The sequence below is a fragment of the Pseudomonas sp. MG-9 genome (genome assembly GCF_018729515.1).
Taxonomy (GTDB): domain Bacteria; phylum Pseudomonadota; class Gammaproteobacteria; order Pseudomonadales; family Pseudomonadaceae; genus Aquipseudomonas; species Aquipseudomonas serboccidentalis.
In genome coordinates this window covers 348969-361745 of record NZ_JAHHZH010000006.1, presented here as the reverse complement: position 1 = coordinate 361745, position 12777 = coordinate 348969, and the positions used below count along the sequence as shown (strand labels likewise).

At 58.9% G+C, this 12777-nt stretch carries 12 protein-coding genes; 8 read left to right on the top strand and 4 right to left on the bottom strand.

Features of this window, described 5'->3' with window-relative positions:
• Window positions 1-103 precede the first annotated feature (103 nt).
• Window positions 104-1798 (bottom strand): lactate permease LctP family transporter, encoded by a 1695-nt coding sequence (locus tag KKQ10_RS18215; protein WP_215501869.1) that lies wholly within the window; start codon window positions 1796-1798, stop codon window positions 104-106.
• Between the two features lie 261 nt (window positions 1799-2059).
• On the opposite strand from KKQ10_RS18215, the gene KKQ10_RS18210 reads away from it, so the two are divergent.
• Complete coding sequence (locus KKQ10_RS18210) at window positions 2060-2827, top strand: FCD domain-containing protein (protein WP_127649874.1); 768 nt, start codon at window positions 2060-2062, stop codon at window positions 2825-2827.
• A 103-nt stretch (window positions 2828-2930) separates the two neighbouring features.
• Here the strand turns inward: KKQ10_RS18210 and smpB are convergent, their stop codons facing one another.
• The gene (gene smpB, locus KKQ10_RS18205) at window positions 2931-3413 is read right to left on the bottom strand and encodes an SsrA-binding protein SmpB (RefSeq protein ID WP_003221505.1); all 483 of its coding nucleotides are present in this window, start codon (window positions 3411-3413) and stop codon (window positions 2931-2933) included.
• A 119-nt stretch (window positions 3414-3532) separates the two neighbouring features.
• On the opposite strand from smpB, the gene KKQ10_RS18200 reads away from it, so the two are divergent.
• From KKQ10_RS18200 to KKQ10_RS18190, 3 genes are read left to right on the top strand one after another with little or no spacing between them, the layout of a single operon-like run.
• Window positions 3533-4936 carry a sodium-dependent transporter gene (locus KKQ10_RS18200; RefSeq protein WP_215501868.1) on the top strand — a complete coding sequence of 468 codons (1404 nt, stop codon included), beginning with the start codon at window positions 3533-3535 and terminating at the stop codon, window positions 4934-4936.
• Between the two features lie 7 nt (window positions 4937-4943).
• Window positions 4944-5378, top strand: a complete 435-nt coding sequence (locus KKQ10_RS18195) for a type II toxin-antitoxin system RatA family toxin (protein ID WP_025110465.1) — start codon at window positions 4944-4946, stop codon at window positions 5376-5378.
• Window positions 5371-5685, top strand: coding sequence for an RnfH family protein (locus tag KKQ10_RS18190; protein ID WP_215501867.1), 315 nt, complete (start codon window positions 5371-5373; stop codon window positions 5683-5685). Before KKQ10_RS18195 ends, KKQ10_RS18190 begins: the two co-directional genes overlap by 8 nt.
• A 61-nt stretch (window positions 5686-5746) precedes the next feature.
• Here the strand turns inward: KKQ10_RS18190 and KKQ10_RS18185 are convergent, their stop codons facing one another.
• Entirely contained in the window at window positions 5747-6274 is a 528-nt protein-coding gene (locus KKQ10_RS18185; protein WP_003221514.1) for an outer membrane protein assembly factor BamE, read from the bottom strand.
• Window positions 6275-6371: 97 nt separating this feature from the next.
• Here KKQ10_RS18185 and fur point away from each other — a divergent pair, with 97 nt between their 5' ends.
• Window positions 6372-6776, top strand: coding sequence for a ferric iron uptake transcriptional regulator (gene fur, locus KKQ10_RS18180; RefSeq protein WP_003221515.1), 405 nt, complete (start codon window positions 6372-6374; stop codon window positions 6774-6776).
• Between the two features lie 75 nt (window positions 6777-6851).
• Here fur and recN read toward each other — a convergent pair whose 3' ends face one another.
• Window positions 6852-8525, bottom strand: a complete 1674-nt coding sequence (gene recN / locus KKQ10_RS18175; RefSeq protein ID WP_215501866.1) for a DNA repair protein RecN — start codon at window positions 8523-8525, stop codon at window positions 6852-6854.
• Window positions 8526-8765: 240 nt separating this feature from the next.
• Between recN and grpE the strand changes: the two genes are divergently transcribed.
• The 3 genes from grpE to dnaJ all read left to right on the top strand — a co-directional run bounded on the left by grpE (window position 8766) and on the right by dnaJ (window position 12772).
• On the top strand, window positions 8766-9332 hold the full coding sequence (grpE, locus tag KKQ10_RS18170) for a nucleotide exchange factor GrpE (protein WP_007961425.1): 567 nt from the start codon (window positions 8766-8768) through the stop codon (window positions 9330-9332).
• A gap of 102 nt (window positions 9333-9434) precedes the next feature.
• On the top strand, window positions 9435-11351 hold the full coding sequence (gene dnaK / locus KKQ10_RS18165; RefSeq protein ID WP_215501865.1) for a molecular chaperone DnaK: 1917 nt from the start codon (window positions 9435-9437) through the stop codon (window positions 11349-11351).
• A 296-nt stretch (window positions 11352-11647) separates the two neighbouring features.
• Window positions 11648-12772 (top strand): molecular chaperone DnaJ, encoded by a 1125-nt coding sequence (gene dnaJ / locus KKQ10_RS18160; RefSeq protein WP_003221522.1) that lies wholly within the window; start codon window positions 11648-11650, stop codon window positions 12770-12772.
• Window positions 12773-12777: the final 5 nt, after the last annotated feature.

Here is a 12777-nt window from a genome sequence, read left to right as displayed (position 1 = left end):
GTGTGGCTTTCAGCAGCCTTACAGACCGGGGTGTGAATTGCTGACGCCGGAATCACGAGCCGGCGTCGGTTATTTCCATGTTGCTTGTAGGCTTCTTGTAGGTTTAGTGCACCAGCATGCCGGTGAACCAGTAGGCCTGGGCCAAAGTGATCAGGCCGACGATCGTGGCAAAGAATAGGCTGTGCTTGAGGGTGAAGCGGAACAGATCCGATTCCTTGCCCACCAGGCCGGTCGCAGCGCAGGCCACGGCGATCGACTGTGGCGAGATCATTTTGCCGGTCACGCCGCCGCTGGTATTGGCCGCCACCAGCAGGGTGTCGTTGACGCCGATCTGGTGGGCGGTGGTCGCTTGCAGCGAACTGAACAGGGCGTTGGACGAGGTATCCGAGCCGGTGAGGAACACGCCCAGCCAGCCAAGGAATGGCGAGAAGAACGGGAACGCCGCACCGGTGGCCGCCAGCACCAGGGCCATGGTCGAAGACATGCCCGAGTAGTTGGTGACGAAGGCGAAGGCCAGCACCATGCCGATCGACAGAATAGGCCAGCGCAGTTCGTAGAAGGTCTCTTTCAAAGTGGTAAGACCAGTTTTGAAATTGATCTTCAGCACCAGCATCGAGATCAGCGCGGAGAAGAAAATCGCCGTGCCGGTCGCGGAAATCGGGTCGAGCTTGAACACGGCCGGGATAGCGGTCGGCGTGGCAACGATCGGGGCGGTCTTGATCACCAATTGATCAAGGTGCGGGATCGCAAAGTTGAACACCCAGGCGTACATCGAACCGCCAGCGGCGAACATGGCCTTGAAGGGCTTGAGGGTCCAGATGGTCACCAGCACGGTGAGGATCAGGAACGGCGACCAGGCCTTGAAAATTTCCCCGAGGCTGTAAGGCGATGCCACGGTAGTGCGCTTCTGGCCGAAGCCGCCGGCGCTGGCGGTAATTGCTGCACTCGACGTGGTGCCAGCGATTTGCGCGCCCGCGGTACGTTTTGGTTGCCAGACTTTCAGGAACAGGGTCAGGCAGATCAGGCTGGCCAGGGCCGAGGTGATGTCCGGCAGCTCCGGGCCGATGAAGTTCGACGTGAAATATTGGGTTACGGCGAAGCTCAGACCCGCAACCAGCGCTGCCGGCCAGGTTTCACGCACGCCGCGCAGGCCGTCCATCATGAACACCAGCCAGAACGGTACGAACAGCGACAGCAGTGGCAGTTGGCGACCGGTCATGGCGCCGATCTTGAACGCGTCGATACCGGTGACCTGGCCGGCCACGATGATCGGGATCCCCAGGGCACCGAACGCCACTGGCGCGGTGTTGGCAATCAGGCACAGGCCGGCGGCGTACAGCGGGTTGAAGCCGAGGCCGACCAGCAGCGCGGCCGTAATCGCCACGGGCGCGCCGAAACCGGCGGCACCTTCCAGAAACGCGCCGAAGCAGAAACCGATCAGCAGCACCTGCAGGCGCTGGTCGTCGGTGATCGACAGCACCGAACTGCGAATGACCTCGAACTGGCCACTTTTGACCGTCAGTTTGTAGAGGAACACCGCCGCAACAATGATCCAGGCAATCGGCCACAGACCGTAGGCAAAGCCGTATCCGGCTGCGGCGAAAGCCATGTCGACCGGCATGTGGAAGGCGAAAATCGCCACGGCGATCGACAGCGCCAGCGTGATGCTGCCGGCCACATGCCCCTTGAGGCGGAACACCGCCAGAGCGAGGAAGAAGAAAACGATGGGAATGACGGCCGCAAGAGCGGAGACGCCGAGACTGCCGAGCGGGGTATAGAACTGTTGCCAGGTTTGCATATGGGGTGGCCCCTAATTGTTGTTGGTCAGGCACTGTCAGCGTTCTTGGTTAATTGGTAATACCAATTTACAATCGCTGTTGGCTAGGGTAAAAGCCTTGATGACGGTGTGTCAATTTGTCGCCCTGAAACTTTTGTCGAATAAGCGGTGCAGATGACATCTGATCCGGTCGGGCGAATGCGCTCTGACAGGTGTCGGCGGGGCGCCGATAGGCCAGAATAGAGAGCCCGGCGAGCGGTCGGGATCGTGGAGAATTGAGTTATGGGGTTTGATCAGATTCGTCAGCGCCGTTTGTCTGACGATATTGTCGAGCGACTCGAGGGGATGATCCTCGAGGGCACGCTGAAGTCCGGTGAGCGGCTTCCGGCTGAGCGTGCGCTGGCCGAGCAGTTCGGCGTATCGCGTCCGTCATTGCGCGAAGCGATTCAAAAACTGGCGGCCAAGGGCTTGCTGGTCAGTCGCCAGGGCGGCGGCAACTATGTCGTGGAAACCCTGGGTTCGACGTTCAGCGATCCATTGCTATTGCTGCTTGAGAGCAATCCGGAGGCGCAACGCGACTTGCTGGAATTTCGGCATACTCTGGAGGCATCGTGCGCCTATTACGCGGCATTGCGCGCTACCGACGTGGATCGCGAGCGCCTTACTGCAGCGTTTGACGAGCTGCAGGATTGCTATGCACGGCATGATGAGGTCAGCCGGGTGGAAGAGGGCGCGGCGGATGCGAAGTTTCATCTGGCGATCGCCGAAGCCAGCCACAACGCGGTGCTGCTGCACACCATTCGCGGGCTGTTCGATCTGCTCAAACGCAACGTGGTGACCAACATCGGCGGCATGTACAAACAGCGCACGGAAACCCGCGATATGCTGATTTCTCAGCACCGGGAATTGTACCTGGCGATTATCGAGGGGCGTGCGGAGCAAGCGCGGGAAGTCTCCAGCCGACACATTCTGTATGTGCAGGAGGTGCTGGAAGAAGTGCGGCAAGAGGTTCAGCGCATGGCTCGGGCGGAGCGGCGCAAAGGAATGTAGCTTTTAGACGCAAAAAGATCGCAGCCTTCGGCAGCTCCTGCAGGGGAATTCTCATTCCTGTGTAGGAGCTGCCGCAGGCTGCGATCTTTTCAGGCAGAAGAAATTATTCTTCCTTGCCCTTGTTGCGCACAGCGCGCTGCAGCTCACGACCGGCGTCGCGTTCGCGCTCGGTGTCACGCTTGTCGTATTCCTTCTTGCCCTTGCCCAGAGCAATTTCGCACTTGACCATGTGCTTGCTCCAGTAGAAGGACAGGCAGACGCAGGCGTAGCCTTTCTGTTGCACGGCAGCAGCGAGTTTTTCCAGCTCGCGCTTGTTGAGCAGCAGTTTGCGGGTGCGGGTCGGATCGGCGATGACGTGGGTACTGGCGGTCATCAACGGCGTGATGTGACTGCCGAGGAGCCAGGCTTCGCCATCCTTGAGCAGCACGTAACTGTCGACCAGTTGCAGCTTGCTTGCCCGCAGACTTTTTACTTCCCAGCCGGCCAGGACCAGACCAGCCTCGAACCGATGTTCGATGAAGTAATCGTGTCGCGCCTTTTTGTTCTGCGCGATGGTCCCTGTTGGGTGTTTCTTCTGTTTAGCCATAGGGGCGGCATTATATGGAGATAAACGGTCCTCGGCTACGGTGATGCTGCGTGCTTGAGCAGGTTGAGTGAATCCCGGACAATGCGGCCTCTTTTTCTGATGCTTGGGCGTGATATTCGATGTCGACAGACAAGGTTTCTGTCCACGGCAGTTGGGCTAGCCGCTGGGTTTTCATATTCGCCGCGACCGGTTCGGCCGTGGGCTTGGGCAGCATCTGGAAATTCCCCTACATGGTCGGGGTCTACGGTGGCGGCGCCTTCGTGCTGATGTTTCTGGCCTGCATCGCCCTGATCGGGATCCCGGTCATGCTCGCTGAAACCCTGATCGGCCGGCGTGCGCGGCAGAGTCCGGCGAACGCCCTGAAGGTCCTGGCACGGGAGGCCGGGCATTCGGGCAAGTGGTCGTGGGGCGCATTTGCCGGAATGATCACGGCGTTGCTGATCCTGTCTTTCTATAGTGTGGTCGGCGGATGGTCGCTGGATTACATCATCGACATGGGGCGCGGGGATTTCCAGGGCGCCACGGCGGAGCAGGTCGGTGCTTATTTCGGCAATGTCATCTCCGACCCTTGGCGCCTGACACTTTGGCACACAGTTTTTATGCTGCTGTCGGCTGTGGTGATCGCCAGGGGGGTGGTCGCCGGGCTTGAGCGCAGCCTGCGAATCATGATGCCACTGCTGTTCGTGATGGTGCTGGTGTTGCTGGGTTACAGCATGACCACCGGGCATTTCATGGAAGGCGTGCATTTCATGTTCGATTTTCACCCGGAAAAAGTCCTCGACGGCTTGTTGCCGGCCATGGGGCACGCGTTCTTTTCCCTGAGCGTGGGCGTCGGTTCGATCATGATCTACGGCGCTTACATGACTAAGGAAGCCTCGCTGTCCGGCACCGTGGTGGGTGTAGCGTTGCTCGATACCTTCGTATCGCTGGTGGCGGGGCTGGCGCTGTTCCCGATCGTATTTGCCGGCGGCTTGAACCCTAGCGAAGGCCCCGGCCTGATGTTCGTCAGTCTGCCATTTGCCTTTGGTAACGTGGTGTTCGGCCAGTTGATGGGCGTGGTGTTCTTTGTCCTGGTCGCGATTGCCGCCTGGAGCTCGGCGATTTCCCTGCTTGAGCCGATGGTTGCCTACCTGGTGGAACGCACCAAAATCAGCCGCGGCTGGGTGACGTTCTGGCTGGCCTTTATTTGCTGGTTCGTCGGTCTGGGCACGGTGTTCTCCTTCAATATCTGGAAGGAAGCCAAATTTTTCGTGAACGAAGGCGGACTGTTCCATCTCTACCAATGGGGGGCGGCGGGCGGTCTGGACTTCTTCGGTGTGATCGACTTCTTTACCTCGCGGATCATGCTGCCGCTCGGTGGCCTGTGCTTCGTGCTGTTTGCCGGTTGGGTGATGGGACGTGAGGCGGTGCGTGAGGAATTGGCGATCCGTAACCCGCTGCTGTTTGCTCTGTCCTTGTTCTTGATGCGCTATGTGGCGCCCATCGGCATTCTAGTAGTGTTTGCCACCCAGCTCTGGAAGTGACGCTTACATGACGACACATATTCAACGGTCAGCGCTGCTGCCGTACCCGGCGCAATTTCTCTATGACCTGGTCAACGACGTGGCGCGTTACCCAGAGTTTCTCCCTTGGTGTTCGTCCGCCGAGGTGCTGGAAAGCTCGCCTGAGCACATGCGCGCCAGCGTTGGTGTGGCCAAGGGCGGTCTTAGCCAGCATTTCGTCACGCGCAATACGCTGGTGCCGGGGCAGTCGATTGAAATGAATCTGGAAGAAGGTCCGTTCAACCAGTTGCACGGCGTATGGGTGTTCAAGCCGCTGGGTGAAAAGGCCTGCAAGATCAGCCTGGATCTGTCGTTCGATTACGCCGGCCCGATAGTCAGAGCGACCCTCGGCCCGTTGTTCAATCAGGCGGCGAATACGCTGGTGGATGCGTTTTGCCAGCGCGCCAAGCAGATGCATGGTTGAGCCGGTGATCGAGATAGAGGTGGTGTATGCCGCCGTGGATCGGCAGGTCTTGCGCACTGTCAGTGTCCCTGAAGGGACGACGGTGCGTGAGGCGGCGCTGACGTCCGGTATCGGGGCTGAATTCCCGGAGCTGGACTTGAGCGAGTGTCCGCTGGGCATCTTCGGCAAAGTGGTTGCTGATCCACGGGTTCGCCTGATTCAGGCGGGCGATCGCCTCGAGATATACCGGCCATTGCTGGCGGATCCGAAAGAAGTGCGACGCTTGCGGGCAGCCAAGGCTGCCGAGGCGAAAGCGCGAAATCAGTAGCCTGGCCAGATCGCAGACAATAAAAAACCCGGAATTTCCGGGTTTTTTATTACGTCGCAAATTATTGCGGCGAGGTGTCCAGCGGTTCAGGCGTCGGAACCGGAACGGTTTCAACACCGTCCACGTCCTTCTGGATCGAGTCCAGCAAGGAACCTGGTTTAGCGGGTTGTTCCGGCTTCGGCTTCTCGGCGTTTTCAGCAGGGGCGGTGACGCTGGTGCCACTGTCCTTGCCGAGAATGGCTTCGTCACGGCTTACGCCCGGCATGAAGTCACCGGACAGGCTGACGAGCTGGTCGTTAGAGTTGAAAATAACACTCATGCGTTCCTGTTGGCGTTCACCGCCGCCAGGTTGCAGGCTGTACAGATAATCCCAGCGATCGGCATGGAACGTGTCGGTCAGCAGAGGGTTACCCATGATAAACCGTACTTGCCGGCGGGTCATTCCCGGGCGTAACTGGTCTATCATGTCCTGCGTGACGACATTGCCCTGCTGGATGTCGATTTTGTAAACCCCGGGGAATGAACAACCGGCGAGTGCGAGCAGTCCCACAAAGGTGAAACTGGTTAGCAAGAGCTTGGTGTTTTGCATCGGTGGGCGACTTCCACTATCTTGGCTGGGACAACGTAAACGCCGATCATACCCGCATTAAGAGAAGCTGCGAAGCAGCATCGCGAGAAAGCTGACCATGGTTGAAAATAGCGAACTACGCAAAGCCGGCCTCAAAGTGACCCTGCCACGGGTCAAGATCCTGCAAATGCTCGACTCTACCGAGCAGCGTCACATGAGTGCCGAGGACGTCTACAAGGCGTTGATGGAAGCTGGCGAGGACGTCGGTCTGGCCACGGTTTACCGTGTTCTGACCCAGTTCGAAGCGGCTGGCCTCGTGGTCCGTCACAACTTCGACGGTGGCCACGCGGTATTCGAATTGGCCGACGGTGGCCACCACGACCATATGGTCAACGTGGAAACCGGTGAAGTCGTCGAATTCGTCAGTCCGGAAATCGAAAAGCTCCAGAAGGCAATTGCCGAGGAGCACGGTGTTGATCTGGTAGATCACAATCTGGTGCTGTACGTACGCAAGAAAAAGTAAGCATGTCGCGCGAATTTCAGATTCGCGAAACGAACGAAGGCGACCCAAGGGTCGCCTTCGTGCTTTCTGCTTTTCTTACGCTTTTGCGGTAACCACCATCTTTTTCGCGTGAGCCAAAGACTCTTTGGTCAGATCGATGCCACCCAGCATCCGCGCCACTTCTTCTATGCGGTCGTTCTTGCTCAGTTTGGATACGGCGGTGTGAGTCGCTTGCTCGCCGCGCACCTTGTGCACAAATAAATGCTGATGCCCCTGCGCCGCGACCTGCGGCAAGTGCGTCACGGTCAGTACCTGCCCGCGATCGCCCAGGCGCCGCAGCAACTGGCCGACAATCTCCGCAGTCGGCCCGCCAATGCCCACGTCCACTTCGTCGAATACCAGTGTTGGCACCCGTGAGGTTTGCGCAGTGATCACCTGGATCGCCAGGCTGATCCGCGAGAGCTCGCCACCGGAGGCCACTTTGGCCAGCGCCTTCAGCGGCTGGCCAGGGTTGGCGCTGACCAGCAGCTCGACTTGTTCCAGGCCATTAGGCAGCAATTCATCGCTGCTGTTGGCACGTAGCTCGATGGTGAAGCGGCCACCGGGCATGCCCAGACGCTGGATCTCCTGTTCCACGGCGCTGGCGAGGCTGCCGGCCGCCTGATGGCGCAAGTCGCTCAGTTCCCGCGCCTTCTCTTGATAGTGGCGGGCATAAGAAGCCAGTTCTTCGCCCAGGCGCTCGATGGATTCGTCGTTGGCGTTGAGCGTTTCGATTTCATCCAGCAGTTTCTGCTGCATCTCGGCGACTTCGGTGGGCTGGATCCGGTGCTTGCGTGCCAGGGTGTAGATCGCGTCGAGGCGTTCTTCCAGATATTGCAGACGTGCCGGATCGGCATCGAAGTTATCAAGGAAGCGGTTGAGCTCGCCGACCGCTTCTTCGACCTGGATCTGTGCGCTGGTCAGCAGGCTGCTGGCCTCGCCCAATGCGCCAATCGAGTTGTTCACACTCGACAGGCGGTTGAGGCTGGCGGTCAGGGCGTTCAGCACGTTGCCGGAGTCGCTCTCGCTGCACTGTTCGACCACTTGTCGGCAAATGCCAAGCAGGGTTTCGGCGTTGGTCAGGTTTTTGTGTTCCTGCTCCAGCTGTTCCAGCTCGTTTTCGCCGAGACCGAGGTTTTCCAGCTCTTCGAGCTGGTAGCTGAGCAGTTGGTGGCGCGCGCGTTGTTCGTCGCCGGAATTGGAGAGGCGCTCCAGTTCCTGGCGGGTCTGGCGCCAGCGTTGAGCGGCCAGTTGAACCTGGCGGGCCAGATCGGTCGCGCCGGCGTATTCATCCAGCAGGCGTCGATGGGTATCGGGTTTCAGCAGGGACTGGTGTTCGTGCTGGCTGTGGATATCGATCAGCAGTTCGCCGAGGGCCTTGAGATCGCCGAGCGGGCAGGGTGTGCCGTTGATATAGCCGCGCGAGCGTCCTTCTGCCGTGATGACTCGGCGCAGGATGCACGGGCCGTCGTTTTCGAGGTCGCGCTCAGCCAGCCAGGCATGAGCCTCCGGGATGTCGACCAGATCGAAGGTGGCCAGGATGTCGGCCTTGTCGGCGCCCGGGCGGACCACGCCGCTGTCGGCGCGATCACCGAGGGTCAGGCCCAGGGCGTCGAGCATGATCGACTTGCCGGCGCCGGTTTCCCCTGTAATCACGCTCATCCCGCGATCAAGCTCGAGATCGAGATGTTCAACGATGGCGTAGTTGTGTACGGACAGGTGCACCAGCATAAAGGCCGCTCCCAGGCTTTAGGTCTGGTTATTTATACAGTGTTTTGTTTCGGGCTGACAATGCCCTCGCTTAGCTCGATTTGCTTGATCCGATCAAATGCTTAGTCCGGCCGGGAATGACAATGCAGCACTTTTTTGTAGGGTTAATCATTGCAGGCCCTTGAAGCCTGATTTTGCGGCCCCATATATCGGGGCAGAAGCGCGAGTCGAGCTCGCGGACGTAATTGAAAGGAGAATTCTATGGCTGACGAACAGACAGTAGATACGCAAAATCCAGAAGCCAATCAGGCGCCCGAGACTTCGGGTGATGACCTGGCGACCCGTGTACAAGTGCTCGAAGAGCAGTTGGCCGCCGCGCAGGATCAGTCTCTGCGCGTAGCTGCCGATCTGCAGAACGTCCGCCGTCGTGCCGAGCAGGATGTCGAGAAAGCGCACAAATTTGCGCTGGAAAAATTCGCCGGCGACCTGCTGCCGATCGTCGATAGCCTGGAGCGCGGCCTCGAGCTGTCGAGCCCGGACGACGAAAGCATTCGTCCGATGCGCGAAGGCATCGAGCTGACCCTGAAAATGTTCCACGACACCCTCAAGCGTTATCAGCTTGAAGCGATCGATCCGCATGGCGAACCGTTCAACGCCGTTCACCATCAAGCGATGGCCATGCAGGAAAGCGCCGACGTAGAACCGAACAGCGTTCTGAAGGTGTTCCAGAAGGGCTACCAGCTCAATGGTCGCCTGTTGCGTCCGGCGATGGTGGTGGTCAGCAAGGCGCCGGCGCCAATTTCGCCTTCGATTGACGAGAAGGCTTGAAATTAGCCGTAAGGCCCCCATTTAGAAGTCAAGCGTTTAAGTATTACCGCAGTTAGCCACCACTGCTGCGGCAACAAAATCCAAAGTTTCGGGAGAGTGAACATGGGCAAAATTATCGGTATCGACCTGGGGACTACCAACTCCTGCGTCTCCGTGCTGGAAAACGGCAAAGCCAAAGTTATTGAAAACGCTGAAGGCGCGCGCACCACGCCGTCGATCATCGCTTACGCCAACGATGGCGAAATCCTGGTAGGTCAGTCGGCCAAGCGTCAGGCAGTGACTAACCCGCACAACACCCTGTACGCAGTAAAGCGTCTGATCGGTCGTCGTTTTGACGAAGAAGTTGTGCAGAAAGACATCCAGATAGTCCCTTACAAGATCGTCAAGGCTGACAACAACGACGCCTGGGTAGAAGTGAACGGCCAGAAAATGGCGCCGCCACAAATCTCGGCTGAAATTCTGAAGAAAATGAAGAAGACCGCCGAAGACTACCTCGGCGAGCCAGTAACTGAAGCGGTAATCACCGTTCCGGCCTACTTCAACGACAGCCAGCGTCAGGCGACCAAAGACGCCGGCCGCATCGCCGGTCTGGACGTTAAACGTATCATCAACGAACCAACCGCAGCTGCTCTGGCTTACGGTATGGACAAGGCCAAGGGCGATCACACCGTGATCGTTTACGACCTGGGTGGCGGTACTTTCGACGTTTCCGTGATCGAGATCGCTGAAGTTGACGGCGAGCACCAGTTCGAAGTGTTGGCCACCAACGGTGACACCTTCCTCGGCGGTGAAGACTTCGACATTCGTCTGATCGACTACCTCGTTGACGAATTCAAGAAAGAAAGCGGCATGAACCTCAAAGGTGACCCGCTGGCCATGCAGCGCCTGAAAGAAGCCGCTGAGAAAGCCAAGATCGAGCTGTCTTCCGCTCAGTCGACCGACGTCAACCTGCCATACATCACTGCAGACGCTACCGGTCCTAAGCACCTGAACGTGAAGATCTCGCGTGCCAAGCTCGAAGCACTGGTTGAAGACCTGGTTCAGCGCACCATCGAGCCTTGCCGCATCGCCATGAAAGACGCCGGTATCGACGTTGCCGCGATCAACGACGTGATCCTGGTCGGCGGTCAGACCCGTATGCCGCTGGTACAGAAGCTGGTTACTGATTTCTTCGGTAAAGAAGCTCGTAAAGACGTTAACCCGGACGAAGCGGTTGCCATGGGTGCTGCGATCCAGGGCGCTGTTCTGGCTGGTGACGTGAAAGACGTTCTGCTGCTCGACGTCAGCCCGCTGACCCTGGGTATCGAAACCATGGGTGGCGTGATGACCGCGCTGATCGAGAAAAACACCACGATTCCTACCAAGAAATCGCAAGTGTTCTCGACTGCCGACGACAACCAGGGCGCCGTGACCATTCACGTCCTGCAAGGTGAGCGTAAGCAAGCTGCGCAGAACAAGTCTCTGGGCAAGTTCGACCTGGCCGACATTCCACCCGCTCCACGTGGCGTGCCGCAGATCGAAGTGACCTTCGACATCGATGCCAACGGCATCCTGCACGTTGGTGCGAAAGACAAGGCGACCGGCAAGACTCAGTCGATCGTGATCAAGGCCAACTCCGGTCTGTCCGACGAAGAGATTGAGCGCATGGTGCGTGACGCCGAGGCGAATGCCGAGGAAGACCGCAAGTTCGAAGAACTGGCCGCTGCCCGTAACCAGGGTGATGCACTGGTTCACTCGACGCGCAAAATGGTTGCTGACGCGGGCGACAAGGTCACCGCCGAAGAGAAGACCGCGATCGAAGCTGCCGTGGTTGCACTGGAAGCCGCTGTAAAAGGCGACGACAAGGCTGCCATCGAGGCCAAGGTTGAAGAGCTGTCGAAAGTTTCGGCGCCGGTTGCCCAGAAGATGTACGCCGAACAGGCTCAGCCTGCTGAAGGCGCGGCACCGCACGACGAGAAAGCTGAAAAGGCTGACGATGTTGTCGATGCCGAGTTCGAAGAAGTCAAAGACCACAAGTAAGTTGTTGGTCGGCCGGTTGACTGCCTTGCGGCGGTGACTGGTAGGATGTCGCCGCGCGGGAGCTTGCTCCCGCGTTGGCGTATCTGGAATACGCGAATTTTTACAGCATGCGACAAGCCTCGCGTGTTGCTGGTATGGCCGGGAATGCTCCTGCTTTTCGCGCCGCAAGTACCACAAGAAACAAAGACCAGGATCGTTGAATTGACGTGAGTTGGGTCCGGGCCTGTATTGGGGCTCAACGAGTTTGGCCATCCTCAGGAGGGGTTTGCCGGACGTCCTCAAGAGTGCAAAGACTTATGGCAAAGCGTGACTATTACGAAGTGTTGGGTGTTGAGCGTGGCTCAAGCGATGCGGATCTGAAAAAGGCTTACCGTCGTCTGGCGATGAAGCACCACCCGGACCGTAATCCCGATGACAAAGCGTCGGAAGAACTGTTCAAAGAGGCCAACGAGGCCTACGAAGTATTGTCCGACTCCAGCAAGCGCGCGGCGTACGACCAGTACGGTCATGCCGGCGTCGACCCAAGCATGGGTGGCGGTGGCGCTGGTTTCGGCGGGCAGAATTTCTCTGACATCTTTGGTGATGTCTTCAGTGATTTCTTCGGTGGTGGTCGCGGCGGTTCTCGTGGCGGCGCCCAGCGCGGCAGCGATTTGCGCTACACCCTGGAGCTGAACCTGGAAGAAGCGGTACGCGGCACCACCGTGAATATCCGCGTTCCGACACTGGTCAACTGCAAGCCGTGCGACGGTTCTGGCGCGAAGAAAGGCTCGTCGCCATCGACTTGTCCGACTTGCGGCGGTATCGGCCAGGTGCGCATGCAGCAAGGCTTCTTCTCGGTGCAGCAGACCTGCCCGCGCTGCCATGGCCAAGGCAAGATCATTTCCGATCCGTGCGATTCCTGCCACGGCGACGGTCGTGTCGAAGAGTACAAGACCCTGTCGGTCAAAGTGCCGGCTGGCGTCGATACCGGCGACCGCATTCGCCTGTCTGGCGAAGGCGAGGCGGGTACGCAGGGCGGCCCGACGGGCGACCTGTATGTCGTTATCAATGTGCGCGAGCACGACATCTTTCAGCGCGATGGCAAGCATCTGTTCTGCGAAGTGCCGATCAGCTTCGTTGATGCGGCACTCGGCGGCGAGCTGGAAATTCCGACCCTCGACGGTCGCGTCAAACTGAAAATCCCTGAAGGCACCCAGACCGGCAAGCAGTTCCGTGTACGCGGCAAAGGCGTGGCGCCGGTGCGTGGCGGCGGTGCGGGCGATCTGATGTGCCGTGTGGCGGTCGAGACCCCGGTCAACCTGAATCGTCGTCAGCGCGAACTGCTCGAGGAATTCCGCAGCTCCCTGGCGGACGACAACAGCCACTCGCCGAAAACCACCGGTTGGTTTGATGGTGTGAAGCGCTTCTTCGGCGATCTGTAAGGAGT